The sequence below is a fragment of the Thiocystis violacea genome (genome assembly GCF_016583575.1).
Taxonomy (GTDB): Bacteria; Pseudomonadota; Gammaproteobacteria; order Chromatiales; family Chromatiaceae; genus Thiocystis; species Thiocystis violacea.
In genome coordinates this window covers 1-22,744 of sequence record NZ_NRRG01000046.1, presented here as the reverse complement: position 1 = coordinate 22,744, position 22,744 = coordinate 1, and the positions used below count along the sequence as shown (strand labels likewise).

Sequence of the window (22,744 nt, the reverse complement as noted above, 5' to 3'; positions counted from 1 at the left end):
GAGGGTGTTTCGATGACGGATGATCGAGCGGTCATCGAGGGTTTCGCCGACCTCATCTGGATGGAGCGCGGCCTGAGCCAGAACACGCTCGCGGCCTATCAGTCCGACCTCCGGGCCTTCGCCCAGTGGCTGGCCGAGCAGCGCGGGCGTGGGCTGGTGGAGGCACAGCGGCTCGACTTGCTGGACTATCTCGCCCTGCTTTCCATTCAGGGACGCAAGCCGCGTTCGAGCGCGCGGCTGCTCTCCTGTCTGCGTCAGTTCTATCAGCAGGCGCTGCGTCGCGGACTCATCGGCGAGGATCCCAGCGCGCTGGTGGACGCGCCCAAGCTGGGGCGTCCGCTCCCCAAGAGCCTGAGCGAGTCCGAGGTGGAGGCCCTGCTGCGCGCGCCCGACACCCTGGATACGCGCGGGCATCGTGACCGCACCATGCTGGAAGTGCTCTACGCCAGCGGTCTGAGGGTCACGGAACTGGTGACCCTGACCCCAAGTCAGGTCAGCCTGACCCAGGGCGTGGTGCGCATCGTCGGCAAGGGCGGCAAGGAGCGTCTGGTCCCGCTCGGTGAGGAGGCCTGCTCCTGGCTGCGCGACTATGCGCGCGGTCCGCGCATGGATCTGCTGGGCGGGCGGGTGAGCGACTATCTGTTTCCGACCAGTCGCAGCGACTGCATGACGCGCCAGGCGTTCTGGTTGCTGATCAAGCGCTACGCGCTCCAGGCCGGGGTCGTGAAGTCGCTCTCTCCGCACACCCTGCGCCACGCCTTCGCCACCCATCTGCTCAACCACGGGGCGGACTTGCGGGTCGTGCAGATGCTGCTGGGACACAGCGACCTTTCAACCACGCAGATCTATACCCATGTTGCGCGTGAGCGGCTCAAGCAACTCCACGCCCGGCATCACCCCAGGGGATGAGTGTTCGCGTTCGTGCGCCAGGCACGGAACAATCCCGCTTGATCCGTTATACTCGCGCGCTTTACTTCAGGCTTTCCGAGAGTTTCATTCATGCCTTCCTTCGACGTTGTCTCTGAGATCGAACTGCAAGAAGTGCGCAACGCGGTCGACCAGGCCAACCGTGAAATCGGCACCCGATTCGATTTCAAGGGCATCGACGCCAGCTTCGAGCTTGCCGATGGCAAGATCCTGATGGTCGGAGAGCAGGAATTCCACCTCCAGCAGATGATGGATATCCTGCGGCAAAAATTGGTCAAACGTCAGGTCGACCTCTCTTGCCTGGATCCGGGTGAACCTGTCTCCAACCTGAGCGCCGCCCGCCAGGAGATCGTTCTCAAGCAGGGTGTCGATTCCGATACCGCCAAGCGCATGGTCAAGGCCATCAAGGCGAGCAAGATCAAGGTGCAGGCCCAGATCCAGGGCGATCAGGTGCGCGTGACCGGCAAGAAGCGCGATGACCTGCAGGAGGCCATCGTCCTGCTGCGTGGCGAGGACTGGGGCTTGCCGTTACAGTTCAATAATTTCCGAGACTAGGATCCCCTCCATGAAGAACATCCGTCAGCTTGTCTTGATCGTCGCCGCGCTCGCGCTGTCCAGCGGCCTGGCCCTGGCCTCGCCCGAGCAGGTCATCCGCAAGGCGCTCGCGAAGGTCGCGCCCGGCGTCGAGATCACCAATATCCAGCCGGCCCCCATCGCCGGACTCTACGAAGTCATGGCCGGAACCGACCTCATGTACGTGACCGGCGACGGCCGTTATTTCATGAGTGGCCACATCGTCGATCTCGAAACCCGGGATGACCTGACCGAGCCCCGTCTGGCCGAGGCCCGCAAGCGTCTGATCGACGCGGTCGGCGAGGACGAGATGGTGATCTTCGGTTCCAAGGAGGCCAAGCACACCATCACCGTCTTCACGGATATCGAGTGTGGTTATTGCCGCAAGCTGCACAACCAGATCGGCGAATACGAGAAGGAAGGCATCCGCGTCCGTTATCTCTTTTTCCCGCGCGCCGGCAAGGGTAGTCCCGCGTTCGAGGAGGCCGTATCCGTCTGGTGCGCTGGTGACGACAACGCCCGCCGCGCGGCCATGACCAAGGCGAAGTCCGGCGAGCCGATCGAGGCCAAGACCTGTAAGAATCCAGTCGAGGCGCACATGGAACTGGGCGCGAATCTCGGCCTGCGCGGGACGCCGGCGATCATGACCGACTCGGGCGAGCTGATTCCGGGTTATGTGGAGCCCAAGCAGCTCGCGGCGCGCCTGAATGGCGAGGTCGGCGGTTGAGGGGCGCCTGGTTCGGCACCTCGTCCACGCCGCCTAGGTTCCATGGATTCTCAACCCATTAGCGCCTTCTCGCTGGATTTTGCCTGGCGTACCGATAAGGGACGGGTGCGCCAGCGCAACGAGGACGCGGTCGCCGTTCTCCCCGAGCATGGCTTGGTGGTGGTCGCCGACGGTGTCGGTGGTGCCATTGCCGGGCATGTCGCGAGCCGTTTGGCGACGGACACCATCTCCGATCGCTTTCGGCATCGCGTCGCCCAGCCGCCGCGCGCCGATGGCGAAAGGGCGCGGCTTTATGTCGAGGCCGCCGTCGAGGAGGCCAATATCTGCATCTGGCGTCAGTCCAGGGATAACAGCGAATACACCGGGATGGGGAGCACGGTGGTCGTCGGCTCCATCGGCTGGGATTGGATGGCCATCGCCCATGTCGGCGACTCGCGGATCTATCGTCTGCGCGGCGAGGATCTGGAGCAGCTCTCGCGCGACCACTCCTTCATCCAGGAGGTCGTCGATCAGGGCTTCTTCACCTCGCGCGAGGACGCCCGGCGTTACGGAATCGGCGAGAACATCCTGACGCGGGCGCTCGGATCCTCGCCTGGCGTCGGCGTTTCGTCCGACCTGATCGAGATCGCCACGGGCGACCTCTTCATCTTCTGCACCGACGGCTTGACCGGGATGGTCCCGGAAGACTGGTTGCGACAGATCCTGATCGCGGTCCAGGGCCACTCGCTCGATTCAGCCGCCGACGCGCTCATCCGTCTCGCCAATGAGCGGGGCGGCGTCGACAACATCACCCTGGCGATGCTGCGCGTCGGCGAGCGCGTCAATCCGACATAGACCGGCGTCAGCCCCGCCTCCCGGCGCCGCGCGGGTCGCTCGGACCTGTTTCGAGAGACTTGGCTATAAACATCGCGAGATCACCAGTTCACGGATCGGCTCGGCCGCCTGGGCGCCCCCTTGGCGGTGCCGGTCGAGCATCCCGAGCGCGACCTCTTCCCAATGGCGTCGCCCCTGTCGGGCGATGTCCATGAATACAGCGGGATCCTGGCTCGTCAGCCACTGCTCATAGGCCAGCCAGAGGCTCGGGAAGATCTCCCGGCGCATGTTGGAGAGGTTGCCGATCAGGAAATGCAGCGAGGCCGTCGCGCCATCCTCGGTCAGTACCGGCAGGGTGACCAGACAGTCGGCCAGATGGTCGCGCACGGCGCGCGCCATGATCTCGGCCGGGGTATGGGCGAGATCCAGCAGCATGCGGTTCCAGTCCTCGCCCAGGCGCTGGCCGGCCAGATATTCGCCCTCTTCGTGCAGCAGCAGGGTGCGGATCTCGCGTTCGGTCATGGCCTCCAGAGAGTCATCGAGCGCCTGGTCGAAGTCGTGGCAGGCGAAGGCACGGCCCAGGGCATTGTTCGGCCGGTTCCAGCGCCAACTCTCCAGCTTCTCCCAGAGCAGACGACGCAGGGATTCGCGCCGCACGAAAAGGCTGTGACCCAGGGTCATGGCCGGCGGGGCGGTCAGGTCGCGGGCGTACTCGCCGGCGACCACGAAGATCGAGCGGTCCGCCGTGCGCTGCTGTCGCTCCAGGTCGCCGAGAACGAAATGCGGTTTCGCCCGGTGGCCGAGTCCGCCGCTGTAGACCAGTCCGCGTGGCGCGAGCTGGGTGTTGATGGTCTCGGTATCGAAAGGGTCGTAGGATCGACCGTCGATCTCGATGGGGCGCCACTCGGCCTGCTCCAGTTCCTCCCAGAGCTGTTCGCGTGCCTGGAGCCATTCGCCGACCCGCTCGCGTTCGAGCGGCGCGCCGAAGGGTAGACGCTGCTCCCAACGGAAGTATTCGCGCATCCTCATCAGATAGATACAGAGCGAATCATCCGCGCCGTGGCGCGCGTCCGAGATGTGACAGTTGTATTGCACCGTCTCGGCCAGATCATGGAGGGCTGAAATCGACATCGAGAGACCTTGCGCTGGTGTGCCGGCGAGTTGGGATGTCTCTGTAAGTCCTAGCAGAACCATACGTTTTCAACGCTAGCCGTTCGGCGCTGTCCCGCCAGCCGGGGCGCGCGGGCGATCGACCCTGGAGAAACCCGTGGCATTACGCATCAAAAGTCATTGGCAGGACGCGGAGCGGGAGCGCTCGCTGCCGGAGATCGCCAGCGCGCTGGCCTATATCGCCTGGCGCATCGCGATGGACAAGGCGATTAACCTGCATTGCGAGCGCTTCGTTTACGCCAGCGACGAGCAGCGACTGGCGGTGATTCGGGAGTATCTGGTGTTCCTGATCCAGGTGGCCGACCGGCTTTCGCACGGCGAGTTCGACGACCAGGATCGCCGGATCCTCATCACCGAGTTCGCCCGGAATCTTTTCGCCCATGTTCAGGACAACAGCCAGGATCTGCTGGGGCCAGGCGACCATGGAGGCCCCTTCATCGCCCTGCTCAACGAGCGCTCGGGCGAGTACGCGGAGTTTCAATTCACGGACGATGGCCCGAGCTACGCCTTCCTGCGTCACCTGGGTTTCGAGATCCAGAGCCTGATGGGCGCGGGCGAGGAGAATCGCTGGGTGATCGATCAGGTGATGGACAAGGATGGCTGGGAGGCCTACAAGACCTTCGTCAAGGCGTATCGGAACCTGTTCGATTGAGTCCTCGATCTCATCGGCGAACCCGCTCCAGATGGGTGGCGAGCACCCCCGCGAGGATCAGGCCGAGCGCGTACAGATGATTGGGCTCCAGTGTTTCGCCGAGAAAGAGGATGCCGCAGCCGACGGCCCAGGGCGGGATCAGATAGTTGAGTTGAGAGACGAAGGCCGGGCCGGCGCTCTTCACCAGCCGGAAGTAGAGGATGGCCGCCAGCGCGGTCGAGACGATGCCGAGCAGTACGACGGCGGTGATCTGGGCCGTCGTGGGCCTGGTCGCCGTCTCCAGCGACAGGCTCGGGATGGCCAGGGGCAGCAGCATCAGGGCCGCGAGCGAGGTGGTGGCCGCCCCGGTGAAGAGCGCGTCGCCGGCTGGCCGCAGCCGGGCCAGGACGGACGAGACGGCATAGCTGAAGGCCCCGCCGAGAACCGCCAGCATCGGGAGCCGCGGGTTCTCCCCGTTGGCGAGCCCCGACCAGACCGATGGACCCATGAGGACCACCACGCCAGCGAATCCCAGGATGAAACCGCCGACGCGGTAGGGCGTCAGCCGCTCGCCCGGAATCAGGAAATGCGCCAGCCCGAGGGTGGCGAGGGGCATGATCGCCATGAGGATGCTCGCCAGTCCGCTGGCGATGAAGGCCTGTCCCCAGGAAATGAGCGAGAACGGCAGGGCGTAGCCGAAGACGGCGATCAGCAGCATGAAGAGCCAGAGCTTTCGACCGTGCGCGGGGCGTCCGGCGAACAGCCGGGCGGCCGGCAACAGCAGCAGGCTGGCCACCAGCAGCCGACTCGCCGCGATCAGATCCGGCGCGATCCCGGCGACCGCGATCTTGGTCAGCATGAAGGCCGATCCCCACATGACCACGAGCCCCAGCAGCATGGCCCAGTCGGCCGCGGTGTGTCGGTGACGCACGCCTAGTTCGCGCGCTCGCGGAGGCCGTCGGCTTCCGGCATCGGAGGCTCGATCGGGGGAGTAAAGGAGAAATTCGCGCCAATAGCGTCGATTCGCGCACAGGTATGGCGATGTCGGTCTTGCATTTCAGTCGCTCGGACGCCATGATCGGTCAGTCGTCTCACGTCTCATGCCGCGCCCCACCTCGCACCGACGGACACCCCTGCGACGACGTCAATCACCGAGGCATTTGCCCTCATATTCAGTTCCACTCGGCCCTCGCTTCGCGACAAAGATCGCAAGGTTTGCCCGAGTCCTTGGAGAAGGTCAAGTATGGTCTTAAAGATAGGCGGCGATATGCTCGCGCTGGACGCGGCTATCCGTCGTCAGATCGAGTCGGAAGCTCGGAAGCTCGCGGATCGTTTTCCTGGAGAGCCGATCGAGGCCCAGTTTACCGTTCAAGAGGAGTTCGACCAGCTTCATGGTCATCGGGTTCGCTGTGAATTGAGCACCAAGCTCGGATCCGGTCGTCAGGTCGTGGTCCGGGATGCCCGCAAAGCCGCCTCCGAGGCGATCGCCGAGGTCTTCGCCGCCGCCCGGCGCAACGTCAGGCGATCGCGCCGATACAGCATCATGGATCGGTCGCCCGCTTCCCCGCCGGTCACCCGCGCGATTCAGCCAGCCACGCGTTAACCTCTTTCGCCTTGTTCGACAGCCCGCTCGGCTTTGTCCCGGCGCTCGGCCATCTCGCCAGCGGCGCGGGTACCAAGGCCGGCGTATGGCGGGTCTCCAAACAGGCGGCCATCTTGACTGCCTCCGGGACGCACCCATCTAGAGGCCAGTCTGATTCAGCTCGGGAGAGAGCCCATGAAGGTTGCTGTCATCGGTGGTACGGGATTCGTCGGTCTTCACATCACGCGCCACCTGATCGCGGCCGGTCACGTACCCCGCCTCCTGGCGCGGCCAGGAAGTGACGGTAAGATCGAGCGGCCCGAGGCGTGCGAGATCGTCCATGGTGATGTCGCGAATCCGGTGGCGCTCCGGGAGTGCCTCGCCGGGGCCGACGCGGTGATCTATCTCATCGGCATCCTCCGCGAGTTCCCCGCGCGCGGCATCACCTTCGAGGCGCTGCAATACCAGGGCGTGGTCGATACCATCGCCGCCGCCCAGGCGGTCGGCGTCGGGCGTTTCCTGCTGATGAGCGCCAACGGGATCCGTGCCGATGGGACGCCCTATCAGCGCACCAAGTATCAGGCCGAGATGGCGCTCAAGGCGTCGGGTCTGCGCTGGACCATCTTCAGGCCCTCGGTGATCTTCGGCGATCCCCAGGGGCGCATGGAGTTCTGCTCCCAGCTCAAGAAGGACATCATCGACAGTCCCATGCCGGCCCCGCTCTTCTATGAGGGGCTGCTGCCATTGAAGGCGGGGCTGTTCGAGCTGGCGCCGGTCTGCGTCTCGGACGTGGCCGACGCCTTCGTGCTGGCGCTCGGCGAGTCGCGTACCGAATCCCAGACCTACAGTCTCTGTGGTCCCGAGCGTTTCACCTGGAAGGCGATCCTGGGTCTGATCGCGGCCGCTTCCGGTAAGACCAAGCTGATGCTGCCGGCCCCTGCGATGGCGATCAAGGCCACGGCTGGACTCCTCGACCGTTTCGCCTGGTTCCCGATCACGCGCGATCAGGTCCAGATGCTGATGGAAGGCAATGTCTGTTCAGAGAACGACAGCTTCGCGCGGCTCGGTCTGACGCCGACCCATTTCGGCGTGGATCAGCTCGGCTATCTCTGATCGGGCCTTTGACAGAGCGCCTGGAGGCGCTCCAACTCGTCCGCGTCGAATCCGGCGCGGCGGCGATCCTCTAGATTGAGCGGGCCGCGAATCTCTCCCCTCATGTAGTCTCCGAGCAGCTCGAAATAGCGCCGGCCCGGCTCTTCTCCACGCGCTCGACAAAGCGTTCGGAACCAGCGTGAGCCGGCCGCGACATGCCCCACCTCCTCGCGCAGGATCACCCCCAATCGCTCCGCCGTCTCGTGGTCATCGACCGCCTGGAAGCGCGCGATCATGCCGGGAGTCACATCCAGTCCCCGTGCCTCCAGCACGCGCGGCACCAGGGCCATGCGGATCAGCGGATCGTGCGCGGTGCGGCGGGCCATCTCCCAGAGTCCGTCGTGGGCGGGAAAATCGCCATAGTCGTAGCCGAGATCGCTCAGGCGTTCGCTCAGAAGCACGAAGTGCTCCGCCTCCTCGGCGGCGATGGCGAGCCAGTCGGACTGAAAGTCCGTCGGCATGTCGCGGAAGCGCTGCACGGCGTCCCAGGCCAGGTTGATGGCATTGAATTCGATATGGACCACGGCATGGATCATGGCCGCCCGGCCGTCGCGCGTGGTCAGTTTGCGGGCGACGAGCCGGCGGGGCTGGACCAGTTCCAGGCGCTCCGGGCGGCCGGGGAGATCCGTCACGGGGCCGGCGCCGACGCTGTCGAGCCTGAGCCGACCGGCCTTCCAGTCGGCGGCGGCCTGGCGGGTCAGGCTGACCTTGCGCATCGGATCCGGCTCGTTCAGACAATGTGCCGCGACCTCGAAGAGATTATCGCTCGTGCGTTCGTTCAGCATTTCAATCCCAGGATCAGATCCATCACATTGGTTCCGGTAGGGCCGGTGCGGATCAGGTCGCCGCTCGCCTCCAGCAGACGCCCGGCGTCGGCGCGGGCCAGACCGTCCAGGGCGTCCAGGCTGGCGAGTTCGGCCCGCTCTAGGCTGTGGCCGTCGACCAGCGCCCCGGCGTCCTCGGTCGGGCCATCGGTTCCGTCGGTTCCGACGCTCATCAAGAGGACGTTCTCGTGGCCAGCCAGCTCGATCGCCGCCGCGAGCGCCAGATGCTGGTTGCGCCCGCCCCGCCCCGGTGACTTCGGCAGTCGCACGGTCGTTTCGCCGCCCCAGATATGCAGCCCGGGTTCGCCGTCGAGCAGGGCGCGGGCGAGTCGTCGGCCCGCGTCCGCCGCGTCGCCCTGAATCAGGTCCGCGTGCCTCCAGACCGGCTGACCCAGTGATCCGGCCGCCGCCGCGACGGCGGATTGAGCCATCGCGAGCGTGGCGACCAGTTCCGTGACCGGTCCACGGCCGGACCCCGTGCCGCGCTCCGCGAGTCCGCGCCGCGTCCAGTCCGCGAGCCAATCCGGGAGATCCAGTCGCCCGACGCGCTCGGCCAGATCCGGCTCGGCGACCAGCAGCCCGGATCCGATGACGCCGACAGCATCGCCCGGCACGTCCGAGATGGCCAGGAGACGCACGGGACGCTCGGCAAGGACCGACAAGAGACCTCCAGCCTTGATCCGGGAGACCGATTTGCGGATCAGGTTCATGGCCTGGATGGGCAGGCCGCTGCCGAGTAGCCAGCGGTTCATCCGCTGCAATTCCGCGAGCCCGAGCCCCGCGATCGGAACCTCCGCCAGGCTTGAGGCACCGCCCGAGACGAGGAACAGGAGGGTCGCCTCCGCTGGCGCGCGCTCGATGGCCGTCAGCAGTCGCGCGCCCGCCGCCAGGCTGCCCGCGTCGGGGACAGGGTGGCCGCCGATGAGGGTTTCGAGGCCTGTCCCTCGGAGTCGGCGCGGGTCGGTGTGCCCTGGCTTGGTGATCAGGAGTCCGCCGACGCAGGCGTCGCCCAGAGCCTCGACGGCGCCGAGCGTCATGGATTCCGCCGCCTTACCGATGGCGCAGAGCCAAACCGGTCCCTGGATCGGGTGTTCGGCGAGGGCTCGCCGCACGGCTCGCCCGCCCTCGACGGATTCGAGAGCTATCATTAGAAGCTGGAGTAACCGATGGCGCGGGTCGGTCGATCGGTGGCGAGGAGCGTTCGCGATGGAGGAGGGCGTTTCCATCGACCATCATTTCCCCGATATTGATTGATTTCAATGAATTTCGATCGAGCGGGCTATCAAATTGCCTATCCGCCGGTGATCGGGTCTCGGTCGCCCCCCAACTCCGCGTCGCCATCCAGTCTTCGGGATGCCCCGATGGGCGCTGAGTCTTCCGACCAGCCGAGTGCCAAGCTCATGAGTCTCTGTCCAAAATGCGGTCGCTCGCCATGGCCCTTCGTCATGATTCTCGCCATCACCGCTGTGATTGCCTTCCTGACCTGGCTGATCCTGGGGCTATCGATGGTGGAGCCGGTTCAGCGCCTGGGTGTGGCCCTGGTGGTCTTCCTCGGGGTCGGCGGTACCCTGCTGCATTATGTCGTGGGTTGTCTGAAGCGTCACTGCCGCCACGGGCACCAGTCGGCATGATCGGCGGGCCGGGCGACGATCCGGCCATCATCGGCGCCTGAAGCGGCCGAGCTAGGCCTTGGCCACGCGCGTGACCTGGTCGCGCAAATAGACCGGAATCGCCTGTTCGGCTGGAACCCAGCGACCGGCCGCCAACTCCGCCGCGGCCAGCAGGGCGATATCCCGCGATTCGCAGACCCCATTCGGATTGGCGCCCTCCAGGGCGCTACCGATCCGGTTGGCGAGAACGTCGCCATGGATGCCCCAGCCAGGCCCCACGCCTTGCCAGCCAGGCCCCGGCGGTGGCTCGACCCGCTCGGGCGGGCAGACCTCCTCGGCGCGACAGAGTTCGACCAGATTGTCCTCGCCGACCTCGTAACAGCCCCAATAGACCTCGTCCATGCGGGCGTCCAGCGCCGCCAGCAGCCGCCGGTGTCCCTCGCGACGGAACTGACCCTGGGCGATCGCCGCCAGGGTCGAGATGGGCACGACCGGGAGTTCGGCGCCGAAGGCGGCACCCTGAATCACGGAGGTCGAGATACGCACCCCGGTGAAGGATCCGGGACCGCAGCCGAAGGCGAGGGCGTCCAGGTCGCGCAGTTCCAGGCCGGCTTGCTCCAGGAGCCGCTGCATCATCACGAGAATCAACTCGCCATGTCGCCTGGGTGCGATCTCGAATTGTTGATCGACCGCCTGGTTGACGAGAAGGGCGGCCGAACAGGCCTCGTTGGACGTATCGATGGCAAGTATTTTCATCATGAATCAGACGGGAAGCGCCAGGTCGATGGGTTGGTAGCCGAACGGACCAATCCCGAAGGCGCCGTCCTCAAGCTCATGGATATAGGGATAGGGTGGTTGCAGGATCCATCCCCGGATGGGCGTTTCCAGCGATCCATCGAGCTGACGCGCCGGCGCGTCCTCGGAGATCTCGACCAGGAAGAGCCTGATTCGCCCGAGCATCGCATGCGGATCCGTCAGTTGGGTCTGAGCCGCCCAGCCTTCCAATCCATCCATGAAATATTCGCTATTCAGAGTGGACTCCTTGATCCGCGCGGCCAGACCGAGCAGCAGCAGGAGTTTGTACTCGAACGCATGATCGAAGCCGCCGAGGGCCGGGGCTTGGGCTTTGGCCTCCAGCGCCCAGGGCGAACGGGCGTTACGGGTCGTCAGGTAGAGATGCAACTCGTGGAGATCGCGCCAGGTTCCGGCCGGCAGCGGCGTTTTCCAGAGCGCCGCGTAGCGGATCTGGCGATTGGCGAAGCGGAACAGATTGCGAATCGCCCAGAGGCGCTTGCGTTGCTGGCGGCTGGTCAGGACGGGATATTCCTGATCGATCTGGCGCAGCGCGCGATGCAGATTGACGAACATCAGACGGGTGAGGCGCAGCTCGATGGTGAGACCGCAGGCCTTGTCCTCCTCGGCACTCTCGGCGACATAGGGTTTCGGCAGTCCGGCGCAGGTCTTGAGGACCGGAACCTTCAGAAGCGATAGGACCGAAAGGCGCCGATTGGCCGAGAGATCGGACTTGCGCAGGCTTTCCAGCGCCATGATGAGCGCCGGTCCAGCCTGCCGCACACCGGAAGAGCGGAGCCCGGCAAGCCAGTCCCTTAGGGTGTCCAGATCGGTATCGAAGCGCGGTCGCGTGCATTCCCGCATCATCAGCGGGGAGGGCAGCGAGGGGGCATCGAAGCTCAGCATGACGCGGCTCCTGTCACAATGCATCCAGCCGCCGCGAGCCTTGTCGCGGGGCTGGTCCGAGTGTTTGAGATGGCTTGAACCATCCTTACCGGCAATCCTAGCGGTACTCGGAGGGGCGATGTGTCGAGTCGATCGCAATTCGCTCGACCGGGAGGCCGGCCTTCCGTCCGTTCGTCCGTTGGCTAGACGAAGGCTTTCAGGATCTTCTGGGTTTCGTCCGACGTGAGGCGTGGACCGAGCGCGGTCACGAGTTTGGCGGAGGCGGCGGAGGCCAGATCGCCCGCGTGCTGGTGGCTCCAGCCCTGGCTCAGTCCGTAGAGGAAGGCCCCGGCGAACATGTCGCCCGCGCCGACGGTATCCACCGCCTGGACCTTGACCGGATCGATATCGATCAGCGTCTGGCCGTCCCACACCAGGGCGCCCTGGGGGCCTCGGGTGATGGCGAAGCTCTTGCTGATGGTCTTGAGGTAGGTCACCGCGGCATCAAGGTCATCGGAGCCGGCCATGCCCATGGCTTCGAATTCATTGGCGAACAGCAGATCCACGCCCGAGCCGATCATGTCCATCAGGCCGTGCTTGAAGAACTTGACCATGTTCGGATCGGACAGTGAGATGGCGGTCTTGACCCCAGCCCCGTCGGCGATGCGCTTGGCCTCGATGGAGGCGTGACGGGCGGCGTCGGAGGTGACCAGATAGCCCTCGGTGTAGAACCAGTCGGAATCGCGCAGCGCCTCCTCGACCAGCTCGCTGGTCGACAGGTTGCCGCTGACGCCGAGGAAGGTGCACATGGTGCGGTCGCTGTCGGGAGTCACCAGCACCACGCAGCGCCCGGTGTGGCCCTGGTCCTTCTCGGTGTGGTGATTGGTGTCCACCCCACCGTCGATCAGATCCTTCATATAGAAGTGACCCAGCTCGTCGTCCGCCACCTTGCAGGAGTAGTAGCACTTTCCGCCGAACTGGCTGAAGGCGATGATGGAGTTGGCCGCCGAGCCGCCGGAGCCGCGCTGGTGGTGATGCGCCTTGAGATGATTCATGATGGCGGTCTGCTGGTGCTCGTCGACCAGGGTCATGACCCCCTTGTCGATGCCGAGGATGCCCAGATCCTCATGCCCGACCTCGTACTCCATGTCGACCAGCGCGTTGCCGATCCCGTAGATGTCATATTTCGCCATGGTGGCTGCCTCGTCCGAGAATAAAGGTCGCCATTGTACAAGCCCGCGCTCAAAATCCAGCCTTCGTCGCCGTATCCGATCCCCATGAACGAATCCAAGACCCACCAGACCCATTTCGGGGTGCTGGGCGCCATCAGCGTCGCGCACCTGCTCAACGACACCATGCAGTCGCTGATGATCGCCATCTACCCGCTGTTCAAGAGCGGGCTGCACCTGAGCTTCGCGCGGATCGGCCTGATCACGCTCGCCTTTCAGCTTACCGCCTCGCTGCTCCAGCCGCTGGTCGGGCTCTACACCGATCGCCACCCCCAACCCTTTTCGCTCGCCGTCGGCATGGGCTGTACCCTGGCCGGGCTGCTCGCCCTCTCGTTCGCCGACAGCTTTCCGCTGGTCCTGCTGGCCGCGGCCATGGTCGGGACCGGCTCGGCGGTGTTTCATCCCGAGGCGTCGCGGGTTGCCCGCATGGCCTCGGGCGGACGCCATGGACTGGCGCAGTCCATCTTCCAGGTCGGCGGCAACGCGGGCGCGGCCATCGGACCACTGCTCGCCGCCTGGATCGTGCTGCCCAACGGTCAGCGTAGCCTCGCCTTCTTTTCGCTCATCGCCCTGGTCGCCATGATCGTGCTGGCCGGTGTCGGCCTCTGGTATCGCGACCAGCAGCGCCGACCGCGCCCGACCGCGCCCACGCCGGCCTCCAGCCTGCCCAGTGGGCGCGTGCGCGCCACCCTGGCGGTGCTGCTGGCACTCATGTTCTCCAAGTTCTTCTACTCGGCCAGCCTTGCCAGCTACCTCATCTTCTATCTGATGCAGCACCACGGCATCGAGGTCCGGGAGGCGCAGTACCACCTCTTCTACTACCTCTTCGCGGTCGCGGCCGGCACCCTGCTCGGCGGACCCATCGGCGACCGCATCGGTCGACGACAGGTCATCTGGGTCTCCATCCTCGGGGTCGCGCCCTTCACCCTGGCCCTGCCTTACGTCGACCTTGGAACCTCCGCGGTCCTGGTCATGATCATCGGCTTCCTGCTCGCCTCCGCCTTCCCCGCCATGGTGGTCTACGCGCAGGAACTGCTTCCCGGCCGGATCGGGATGGTCTCCGGGCTCTTCTTCGGACTCGCCTTCGGGCTGGCCGGCATCGGCGCGGCGATTCTCGGGCTGGTCGCGGATCACTGGGGCATCGAGACCGTCTATCGTCTCTGCGCCTTCCTCCCGCTGCTGGGCCTGCTGGCGGTCTTTCTGCCGGATTTGCGGGTGGGAAGGGAGAGCGCGGGAGAGCCGCAGCCGGCGCGCGCCTGAGGCGTGGTCAGCGGCTTTCAGCCCTTGGGTCGCGGTTGACGCGGCGTCGCCTGATGTGGCGTGGATGCCTACCAAGGGCGATACGCCGTTTCCTGTTTGGTCAAGGCGAGCCGGAGGCGAGAACCATGACGTCGCGCTCGCGCGACTCCAGCATCCGCCCGACCCGACAGGCGGAAATGCCCTGGGCCGCGAGGTCGGCCAGGGCGGCGTCCACCCGCTCGGGCGGGAAGGCGATCAAGAGACCGCCCGAGGTCTGAGGATCGGCGAGCAGCAGGGATTGCCATTCGGAGAGTGCCGGATCGAACGCGACCCTCTCCAGATACGCCTTCAGATTGTTCCTGGCGCCGCCCGGAAAGCATCCGGCCTCGGCCAGCGGCAGGGCATCCTCAAGCACCTGAATCCTGGACCAGTGCAACTCGGCGGTCAGACCCGCCGCGCGCGTCATTTCAAGCAGATGACCCAGGAGTCCGAATCCGGTGACATCGGTCGCCGCGTGCGCCCCGTGGCGCAGCATCGTCGCTGATGCCTTGTCGTTGGGCGCCAGCATCACCTCCGTGACCCTCGCGATCCCCGCTGACGAGAGCCGTTCGTTCTTGAGCGCGGTGCTCAAGACGCCGATGCCGAGCGGCTTGGTCAGGACCAGGATGTCTCCTGGCTGCGCGCCGCCCTTGAGGACGAGTCGGTCCGGATGCACGACCCCGGTCACCGCCAGTCCGAACAGGGGCTCGGGATTCTTGACCGTATGCCCGCCGACCACCGGCACACCGCCGTCCGCCGCGCCCGCGATCAAGCCCTTCAGGATCTCGGTCAGGATGCCAAGCGGCAGCCGCGTATCGGGAAAACCGGCCACCGAGACCGCCGACACCGGACGCGCGCCCATCGCATAGATATCCGAGAGGCTGTTGATGGCGGCGATCCGGCCGTAATCGAAGGGGTCGTCGACCACCGGGGTGAAGACATCCACGGTCGTGACGATCGCCAGGTCGTCGGACAGGCGCACGACTCCACAGTCGTCTGGATGCTCCAATCCGACGATCACATCCGGATGCTGGGTCAGCGGCAGTTCGCGCAGAACCTGCGACAGCTCGGCGGGGCCGAGTTTCGCCGCTCAACCCGCACAGGTGGCTAGCTGGGTCAGTCTGATATCCATGGCTTCTCGAAAATGGATGAAGGAACCACCGCGATCTTAATCCGGTATCCACGTTGAAGGAACCCGCGCTTGGCGAGACGCGGGAGCATGCCTTGGAGCAATGGACATTTCGGCCCGTCTGCGCTATTCAGTGGCGTCATGTCCAGAGCCAAACCGAACGGCTAAGCATCTGATTAAAATATCATAATAATGGCATTTCATTCATTTCTAATATGGATGACTGAAGCGCCATGGTCTCGACCGGAATCCGCCACAGAGGAGTGATCGGAGTGACGATGAACCTATCCAGACGACAGTTCTTCAAGGTCTGCGCCGCCGGCGCGGGCACCACCAGCCTGGCGCTGCTCGGCTTCTCGCCGGACGCGGCGCTGGCCGAGGTGCGCGCCTTCAAGCTGGCGAACGCGACCGAGACCCGCAATACCTGCCCCTATTGTTCGGTCGGTTGCGGCATCCTCATCTATACGCTCGGCGACCGCTCCAAGAACGCCCACGCCGAGGTCATCCATATCGAGGGCGACCCGGATCATCCGGTCAATCGCGGGACACTCTGTCCGAAGGGCGCCGGACTGCTCGACTTTGTCCAGAGCGAGAACCGGCTCAAGTACCCCGAATACCGCGCGCCCAACTCGCGCGAGTGGCAGCGCATCACCTGGGACGACGCCTTCACCCGCATCGCCCGGCTGATGAAAGAGGACCGTGACGCCAACTTCGTCGCGACCAACGAGGCCGGTCAGACCGTCAACCGCTGGCTCAGCACCGGCATGCTGGCGGCCTCCGCCTCCAGCAACGAGACCGGCTATCTGACCCACAAATTCGCCCGCAGTTTGGGGATGCTCGCGTTCGACAACCAAGCGCGTGTCTGACACGGCCCGACGGTGGCAAGTCTTGCCCCGACGTTCGGCCGTGGCGCCATGACCAATCACTGGGTCGACATCAAGAACGCCGACCTCATCCTCATCATGGGCGGCAATGCCGCCGAGGCGCACCCCTGCGGCTTCAAATGGGTGACCGAGGCCAAGGCCTATCGCAAGGCCAGGCTGATCGTGGTCGATCCGCGCTTCACCCGCTCGGCGGCGGTGGCGGACTACTACGCCCCGATTCGCGCCGGCAGCGACATCGCCTTCCTCGCTGGGCTCATCAATTACCTGCTGAGCCACGACAAGATCCATCACGACTATGTGCGGAGCTACACCGACTTCAGCTTCCTGGTGAAAGCGGATTTCGGCTTCGAGAACGGCATCTTCACCGGCTATGACCCGGAGAAGCACAGCTATGACAAGGCGAGCTGGGGCTATCAGCTCGGCGATGACGGCTTCGTGCTGACCGACCCGACGCTCCAGGACCCGCGCTGCGTCTATCAACTGATGAAGGCGCATTACGCGCGCTATACGCCCGAAATGGTCTCGACCATCTGCGGCACGCCGCAGGACGCCTTTCTCAAGGTGTGCGAGATGATCGCCGAGACCTCGGCCTCGGACCGGGTCATGACCATCATGTACGCCCTGGGCTGGACCCAGCACTCGCAGGGCTCGCAGATGATCCGCACCGGGGCCATGGTGCAGTTGCTGCTCGGCAACATCGGCAAGCCCGGCGGCGGCATGAACGCGCTGCGCGGTCACTCCAACATTCAGGGTCTGACCGACCTGGGCCTGCTCTCCAACCTGCTGCCGGGGTATATGACGCTGGCCGGCGAGAAAGAGCAGGACTTCGCGGCCTATCTGGACAAGCGCTCGCCCAAGCCGCTGCGGCCGGGCCAGTTGAGCTACATGCAGAACTATCCCAAGTTCTTCGTCAGCACCATGAAGGCCTGGTTTGGCGATGCCGCGACCGCTGAGAACAACTGGGCTTACGACTGGCTGCCCAAGCTCGACAAGACCCACGACATCCTCCAGGTCTTCGAGGACATGAACGCCGGCAAGATGAACGGCTACATCTGCCAGGGTTTCAACCCGCTCGCCTCCGCGCCCTGCAAGATCAAGGTGTCCGGGGCGCTGTCGAAGCTCAAGTTCATGGTCGTCATCGACCCGCTGGCCACCGAGACCTCGGAGTTCTGGCAGGACCACGGCGAGTACAACGACGTCGATCCGACCAAGATCGCCACCGAGGTCTTCCGTCTGCCCTCCACCTGCTTCGCGGAGGAAGACGGTTCCCTGGTCAGTTCCTCGCGCGTGCTGCAATGGCACTGGAAGGCGGCCAACCCGCCGGGCGAGGCGCGGGCGGATCAGGAGATCATCGCCGGCCTCTTCCTCAAGCTGCGCGAGCTGTACGCGAAGGACGGCGGGGCCTTCCCCGATCCCATCCTCAACCTGACCTGGCGGTACAAACAACCGCACTTCCCGTCGCCGGAGGAACTAGCGCGGGAGTTCAACGGCCGGGCGCTCGCGGATGTCACCGATCCCAAGGACGCGACCAAGGTGCTGGTCAAGAAGGGCGAGCAGCTCAACGGCTTCGCCGAGCTGCGCGCGGATGGCTCGACCGCCTGCGGTTGCTGGATCTTCGCCGGGGCCTGGAGCGAGAAGGGCAACCTCATGGCCCGACGCGATAACTCAGACCCCTACGGGATCGGGCAGACGCTCGACTGGGCCTGGGCCTGGCCGGCCAACCGGCGGGTGCTCTACAACCGCGCCTCCTGCGATCCGGCGGGCAAGCCCTACGACCCGAGCCGAATGCTGGTCGCCTGGGACGGCGTCAACGGGCGCTGGGGCGGGTCCGACATCCCGGACTTCAAGCCAGACTCCAACCCAACGGACGGCATGGGTCCATTCATCATGAACCCGGAGGGCGTCGCCCGCTTCTTCGCGGTCGACAAGATGGCGGATGGTCCCTTCCCCGAGCATTACGAGCCCATGGAGTCGCCCCTCGCCAACAATCCCATGCACCCGGACAACCCGCTGGCGCGGGCCAACCCGGCGGCGCGGGTGTTCAAGGGCGACTGGGACAGCTTCGGCAAGCCCGATCAGTTCCCCTACGTGGCGACCACCTACCGGCTCACCGAGCACTTCCACTACTGGACCAAGCACTGCCGTTCCAGCTCCGTCATCCAGCCGGAGCAGTTCGTCGAGATCGGGGAGACGCTGGCGGCCGAACGGGGCATCCGCTCGGGCGATCATGTGCGGGTGCGGTCCAATCGGGGACATATCGTCGCGGTGGCGGTGGTGACCAAACGACTGAGGTCACTCAGCGTGGAGGGCAAACAGGTCCACACCGTCGGCATCCCGATCCATTGGGGCTTCATGGGCGTGGCCAGAAACGGCTATCTCACCAACACCCTGACGCCCTTCGTGGGGGACGCCAACACCCAGACGCCCGAGTTCAAGGCGTTCCTGGTCAACGTCGAAAAAATCCAGACGATCGTCTAGGAGGCGGACATGGCGCTGCAATCGCTCGACATTCAGGCCCGTTCCGCCACCACCACCCCCATGCCTGGGGTGCGCGGGACGCTGGACGTCGCCAAGCTGATCGACATCTCCAAATGCATCGGCTGCAAGGCCTGTCAGGTCGCCTGCATGCAATGGAACGACCTGCACGGGGAGATCGGGCACAACCTCGGGAGCTATCAGAACCCCCAGGATCTCAACGACACCACCTGGACCCTGATGCGCTTCTTCGAGGTGGAGCCGGAGCCCAACCGGCTGGAATGGCTGATCCGCAAGGACGGCTGCATGCACTGCGCGGACCCCGGCTGTCTGGCCTCCTGCCCGGCGCCGGGGGCCATCGTCCAGTACAGCAACGGCATCGTGGATTTCCACCAGGAGAACTGCATCGGCTGCGGCTACTGCATCACCGGCTGTCCCTTCGACATCCCGCGCCTCTCGAAGACGGACGAGAAGGTCTACAAATGCACGCTCTGCTCCGACCGGGTCTCGGTCGGGCTGGAACCGGCCTGCGTCAAGACCTGCCCGACCGGGGCCATCACCTTCGGCAGCAAAACCGACATGATCGACCATGCCGAGGAGCGGGTGACGGACCTCAAAGAGCGGGGCTTCGCCCACGCGGGGCTCTATGACCCGGCGGGTGTCGGCGGGACGCACGTCATGTACGTCCTCCAGCACGCCGACCAACCCGAGCTATACGGCCTGCCGCGCGATCCGGCCATCAGCCCGCTGGTCGAGATCTGGAAGGGCGTCACCAAGCCACTGGCCATCGCCACCATGGCCCTGGTCGGCTTCGCCAGCCTCTTCCACTACGTCACCAAGGGGCCGAACGCCGTCTCCAAAGAGATCGAGAAAGAGGAGGAAGAGGCATGAGACGCGACCCCCGAGACCTGATCCGCTACACCGCCGGCCAGCGCGCCAACCACTGGATCGTCGGCATCAGCTTCATCCTGCTCGGCATGTCCGGCCTGGCGCTCTTCCATCCCGCCTTCTACCCCTTCAGCCTGCTCTTCGGCGGCGGAACCTGGACGCGCATCCTCCACCCCATCTTCGGGGTCATCATGGGGCTGGCCTTCATCCTCATGGTGATCCGCTTCACCAAGCACAACCTGATGCGCCGGGTCGACTGGCAATGGATCGGACGCGTCGGCGAAATGGTGAACGGCATCGATGAGGGCATGCCCGCTCAAGGCAAATACAACGGCGGCCAGAAGCTGATGTTCTGGCTGCTGCTGCTCTGCATGCTCTTACTCATCCCCACCGGCATCATCCTCTGGCGCGCCTATTTCGACTTCCCGGTCGAGTTGGTGCGCTGGGCGGCGGTCATCCACTCGGCCACCGCCGTGGTCATGATCTGTCTCATCTTCGTCCACGTCTACGCCGCCATCTGGGTCACCGGCACCGTCCGCGCCATGTGGTACGGCACCGTCACCCGGGCTTGGGCCAAGCAGCATCATCGGACTTGGTTTGAGGAGGTGACGAGGCGGTGAGGTTTTGGGTGGCTGGCGTGTAAAATCGTCGGCAGTGACGGGATCGTAGGGCGGAATAGCGCAGCGTATTCTGCCGTATGGAGTCAACCTTCATATGGCGGCATTGCTGCGCATTGCGCTTTACGTGCTCACTATGGTCCAACCAGTCGCTCAATCGGACCTGCAACGGCAGGCCGGGTAGATCTAAAAATTGTACATTAGGAACAGGGATAACCAAAATGCCAAGAAAAATCGCTCCAGCAGCCATGCAGGCATTGAAGGAAGCGCTGACCCTCGTCTATTGGTATAAGTCTGAGCTACGTAGTTTTTTATCCCAATGTCTCTCTGATCCTCAAGTGCTGTCCCGTCTCAACTGGGATGACTACAAGCGAAATATTGTTGCAACCTTGATCGATTATTTGGCAACGAACGAGGAAGTCTACCAGCTAGACTTAATTCGCCTGATGTCGGAGGTCTGCCAGGTTAGTAATTTTTCTCACCTCAGAAAGCTAGAAGAGGGAGAGAAGAAGGCAGAAGAGGCAGAAGCCGCCATTAAAGCGCTTCGCGCTCAATTAAGAGGCTATCAGGATATAGAGCAAGAGCAGAAGCAAGCTGAGGAGCGTCGAAAACAAGCCCATGAACGCCTGATGAAAGTAAATGCCGTGCAGCAAGAGCTTGAAAGCTTGAAAAAGGAATTCTTTGATCTGGTTAGCTCAGAGAATCCTCAGCAAAGGGGGTTTAATTTGGAAAAGATACTGAAAGGTCTTTTCAATCTTTTTGATCTTGATCCGAAGGCTTCGTTTCGCATTACTGGAGAGCAAGTCGATGGGGCGTTTAGTTTTGAAGGAACTGACTATTTGCTTGAAGCCAAATGGCAAAAGGACTTAGTTGCAGCAAAGGATCTAGATGGAATGGCGGGCAAGCTATCACGGAAACTTGAGAACACACTCGGTCTCTTTCTGTCAATAAACGGGTTCTCCGAGGACGCAGTTAAAGCACACTCCTCTGGTCGGAGGCTTGTCATACTCATGGACGGCAGCGATCTTATGGCAGTTCTGGAAGGTCGCATAGATCTCGTGCAATTACTTTTGAGAAAACGCCGCAAGGCTGCTGAAACGGGTAATATCTACCTCAGAATACATGAGATTCTATAAATCCCGCGTAGGGTGGAACTCCGATAGGAGGTTCCACCATTTGGGTGCCACTGACCTCGCCACTGTCGGTGCTGTTCCTTGGCTGCTACCAATGTTGGTGGATCGGTTCGGCGTCTGAATGGCGGATCGCCCTATCGGGCATCCGCCCTAGTGTGCCCGGCATGGGCCAAGACTTGCGACCTGCAAAGAGGTCGCCGGAGAGAGTGACGACAACCGTAGTGAAGCGCAAGGTGGACGCCGTGAGGCCAAGCTGAAAGAAGCGTGGATCAAAGGCACGACCGTAGGAACACGAACAAGCAGAGAGGCCGGATGCGGGCGATGAGCGTGCTAGGGACCGCGAAATCCAACCGTCACCGAAAGACGCATCCGGTAGAGCTTGACGGCACGGGCCGAAAGTCTTGGCACCTTACCCGGGGAGATCTCGGACCTGAGAGGGTTCGAGAAGTCAGCAGAGGCCGTAGTAGCGAAGAAGCCCGGTAACGTGGGTGGAGCGAAGGGCCGAAGGAAGCACGAGCCGATCCGAACGGATGGGGCCGACCACCGCGCAGTCATCTGAAACCCGAGGGCGTTGCAACGGCGGCAGCTACCCTGAGGGACGGTGGAACCGAGGGGTGTGGATCACCCGGAGGGGACGCTGGAGATGGCAAGGGGTTCCCTAGCCGATGGATTTAGATGGCGAGTGATTCCAACCGCCGGATGCGGAAAACCGCATGTCCGGTGGTGTGGGAGGGCTGACGGGCGCAATCCCGTCAGCCCGACCCGATCGATGCCGGCGCGGGGTGTGGGATGTTGTCGATCGGGGCTCGGGGCGCGATACTCCGCCCGAGCAACCCCGATATCTCCCGAAGGATGACTGGATGTCGCGCTATCGTCGCTTCTGGGTTCCGGGCGGGACCTACTTCTTCACCATCAATCTGCTGGAGCGGCGCTCGGATCTGTTGGTGCGTCACATTGATGCGCTGCGCGAGGCGGTACGCCGTACGCGCCAGGAGCGTCCATTCCGGATCGACGGGTGGGTGGTGTTGCCAGACCACATGCACTGCGTCATCACCTTGCCCGAGGGCGACGCGGATTTCTCCAATCGCATCAAGGCAATCAAGATCCGTTTCGTCCGCGCCATCCCAGCCACCGAGCGACGCTGCCGCTCCCGCGTCGCGCGCGGTGAGCGGGGGATCTGGCAACGGCGCTTCTGGGAGCACGCGATTCGCTCCGATCTCGACTTCAGCCGCCACCTGGACTACGTCCATTTCAATCCGGTCAAGCATGGGCATGTCAGCCGGGTTCGGGATTGGCCCGAATGGCACTAAGATAAGTCTCTCGATTTTTAAAAACAAACAGTTACAACCGCTGATGCGGTTTGCGGAATCGGTGTCCTCAGCGCTGTTTCTTCGGGTGGCCATGGTTACGGACCTCTTCCTGTGC

General features: G+C 64.0%; 21 protein-coding genes and 1 pseudogene. 14 read left to right on the top strand and 8 right to left on the bottom strand.

Features of this window, described 5'->3' with window-relative positions:
- Window positions 1-12: 12 nt before the first annotated feature.
- The 4 genes from xerD to CKO27_RS18325 all read left to right on the top strand — a co-directional run bounded on the left by xerD (window position 13) and on the right by CKO27_RS18325 (window position 3,061).
- Window positions 13-909, top strand: coding sequence for a site-specific tyrosine recombinase XerD (xerD, locus tag CKO27_RS18340; protein ID WP_200376370.1), 897 nt, complete (start codon window positions 13-15; stop codon window positions 907-909).
- 90 nt (window positions 910-999) lie between these two features.
- Window positions 1,000-1,482: a YajQ family cyclic di-GMP-binding protein gene (locus CKO27_RS18335; protein WP_200376369.1), complete on the top strand. Its 483-nt coding sequence runs from the start codon at window positions 1,000-1,002 to the stop codon at window positions 1,480-1,482.
- Between the two features lie 10 nt (window positions 1,483-1,492).
- On the top strand, window positions 1,493-2,227 hold the full coding sequence (locus CKO27_RS18330) for a DsbC family protein (RefSeq protein WP_200376368.1): 735 nt from the start codon (window positions 1,493-1,495) through the stop codon (window positions 2,225-2,227).
- A 42-nt stretch (window positions 2,228-2,269) separates the two neighbouring features.
- Window positions 2,270-3,061: a PP2C family protein-serine/threonine phosphatase gene (locus tag CKO27_RS18325; protein WP_200376367.1), complete on the top strand. Its 792-nt coding sequence runs from the start codon at window positions 2,270-2,272 to the stop codon at window positions 3,059-3,061.
- Window positions 3,062-3,124: 63 nt separating this feature from the next.
- Here the strand turns inward: CKO27_RS18325 and CKO27_RS18320 are convergent, their stop codons facing one another.
- On the bottom strand, window positions 3,125-4,171 hold the full coding sequence (locus CKO27_RS18320; protein ID WP_200376366.1) for an Sfum_1244 family protein: 1,047 nt from the start codon (window positions 4,169-4,171) through the stop codon (window positions 3,125-3,127).
- 136 nt (window positions 4,172-4,307) lie between these two features.
- Here CKO27_RS18320 and CKO27_RS18315 point away from each other — a divergent pair, with 136 nt between their 5' ends.
- On the top strand, window positions 4,308-4,862 hold the full coding sequence (locus CKO27_RS18315) for a hypothetical protein (RefSeq protein ID WP_200376365.1): 555 nt from the start codon (window positions 4,308-4,310) through the stop codon (window positions 4,860-4,862).
- A gap of 10 nt (window positions 4,863-4,872) precedes the next feature.
- Here CKO27_RS18315 and CKO27_RS18310 read toward each other — a convergent pair whose 3' ends face one another.
- Window positions 4,873-5,772 (bottom strand): DMT family transporter, encoded by a 900-nt coding sequence (locus CKO27_RS18310; protein ID WP_338116111.1) that lies wholly within the window; start codon window positions 5,770-5,772, stop codon window positions 4,873-4,875.
- A gap of 312 nt (window positions 5,773-6,084) precedes the next feature.
- Between CKO27_RS18310 and CKO27_RS18305 the strand changes: the two genes are divergently transcribed.
- Both CKO27_RS18305 and CKO27_RS18300 read left to right on the top strand, forming a co-directional pair.
- On the top strand, window positions 6,085-6,444 hold the full coding sequence (locus tag CKO27_RS18305; protein WP_200376364.1) for an HPF/RaiA family ribosome-associated protein: 360 nt from the start codon (window positions 6,085-6,087) through the stop codon (window positions 6,442-6,444).
- A 174-nt stretch (window positions 6,445-6,618) separates the two neighbouring features.
- A complete protein-coding gene (locus CKO27_RS18300) occupies window positions 6,619-7,536 on the top strand; it encodes an NAD(P)H-binding protein (RefSeq protein ID WP_200376363.1) in 918 nt (305 codons plus the stop codon).
- Here the strand turns inward: CKO27_RS18300 and CKO27_RS18295 are convergent.
- Window positions 7,527-8,360: a ferritin-like domain-containing protein gene (locus tag CKO27_RS18295; protein WP_200376362.1), complete on the bottom strand. Its 834-nt coding sequence runs from the start codon at window positions 8,358-8,360 to the stop codon at window positions 7,527-7,529. The two genes, CKO27_RS18300 and CKO27_RS18295, sit on opposite strands and share 10 nt — an antisense overlap.
- Window positions 8,354-9,547, bottom strand: a complete 1,194-nt coding sequence (locus tag CKO27_RS18290; protein WP_242470984.1) for a glycerate kinase type-2 family protein — start codon at window positions 9,545-9,547, stop codon at window positions 8,354-8,356. The genes CKO27_RS18295 and CKO27_RS18290 overlap by 7 nt, the downstream gene beginning before the upstream one ends.
- A gap of 252 nt (window positions 9,548-9,799) precedes the next feature.
- Between CKO27_RS18290 and CKO27_RS18285 the strand changes: the two genes are divergently transcribed.
- Window positions 9,800-10,030: a hypothetical protein gene (locus CKO27_RS18285; protein ID WP_200376360.1), complete on the top strand. Its 231-nt coding sequence runs from the start codon at window positions 9,800-9,802 to the stop codon at window positions 10,028-10,030.
- Between the two features lie 51 nt (window positions 10,031-10,081).
- On the opposite strand, the gene tsaB is transcribed toward CKO27_RS18285, so the two are convergent.
- From tsaB to CKO27_RS18270, 3 genes are all read right to left on the bottom strand, one after another.
- A complete protein-coding gene (gene tsaB / locus CKO27_RS18280) occupies window positions 10,082-10,765 on the bottom strand; it encodes a tRNA (adenosine(37)-N6)-threonylcarbamoyltransferase complex dimerization subunit type 1 TsaB (protein ID WP_200376388.1) in 684 nt (227 codons plus the stop codon).
- 6 nt (window positions 10,766-10,771) lie between these two features.
- Window positions 10,772-11,707: a hypothetical protein gene (locus tag CKO27_RS18275; RefSeq protein ID WP_200376359.1), complete on the bottom strand. Its 936-nt coding sequence runs from the start codon at window positions 11,705-11,707 to the stop codon at window positions 10,772-10,774.
- Between the two features lie 182 nt (window positions 11,708-11,889).
- Window positions 11,890-12,879 (bottom strand): adenosine kinase, encoded by a 990-nt coding sequence (locus CKO27_RS18270; protein ID WP_200376358.1) that lies wholly within the window; start codon window positions 12,877-12,879, stop codon window positions 11,890-11,892.
- A gap of 84 nt (window positions 12,880-12,963) precedes the next feature.
- Here CKO27_RS18270 and CKO27_RS18265 point away from each other — a divergent pair, with 84 nt between their 5' ends.
- Complete coding sequence (locus CKO27_RS18265) at window positions 12,964-14,175, top strand: MFS transporter (protein WP_200376357.1); 1,212 nt, start codon at window positions 12,964-12,966, stop codon at window positions 14,173-14,175.
- A 100-nt stretch (window positions 14,176-14,275) separates the two neighbouring features.
- On the opposite strand, the gene selD is transcribed toward CKO27_RS18265, so the two are convergent.
- Window positions 14,276-15,325, bottom strand: a complete 1,050-nt coding sequence (gene selD, locus CKO27_RS18260) for a selenide, water dikinase SelD (protein WP_420825844.1) — start codon at window positions 15,323-15,325, stop codon at window positions 14,276-14,278.
- A 230-nt stretch (window positions 15,326-15,555) separates the two neighbouring features.
- Between selD and fdnG the strand changes: the two genes are divergently transcribed.
- The 5 genes and pseudogenes from fdnG to CKO27_RS18230 form a co-directional block, all read left to right on the top strand.
- On the top strand, window positions 15,556-18,684 hold the full coding sequence (gene fdnG / locus CKO27_RS18250) for a formate dehydrogenase-N subunit alpha (RefSeq protein WP_476718508.1): 3,129 nt from the start codon (window positions 15,556-15,558) through the stop codon (window positions 18,682-18,684).
- Between the two features lie 9 nt (window positions 18,685-18,693).
- A complete protein-coding gene (fdxH, locus tag CKO27_RS18245) occupies window positions 18,694-19,572 on the top strand; it encodes a formate dehydrogenase subunit beta (protein ID WP_200376354.1) in 879 nt (292 codons plus the stop codon).
- A complete protein-coding gene (locus CKO27_RS18240) occupies window positions 19,569-20,189 on the top strand; it encodes a formate dehydrogenase subunit gamma (RefSeq protein ID WP_200376353.1) in 621 nt (206 codons plus the stop codon). Before fdxH ends, CKO27_RS18240 begins: the two co-directional genes overlap by 4 nt.
- Before the next feature lie 218 nt (window positions 20,190-20,407).
- Window positions 20,408-21,322, top strand: a complete 915-nt coding sequence (locus tag CKO27_RS18235; RefSeq protein ID WP_200376352.1) for a restriction endonuclease — start codon at window positions 20,408-20,410, stop codon at window positions 21,320-21,322.
- 857 nt (window positions 21,323-22,179) lie between these two features.
- A pseudogene (locus tag CKO27_RS18230) lies at window positions 22,180-22,617 on the top strand (REP-associated tyrosine transposase); the annotation flags it as partial.
- Window positions 22,618-22,744: the final 127 nt, after the last annotated feature.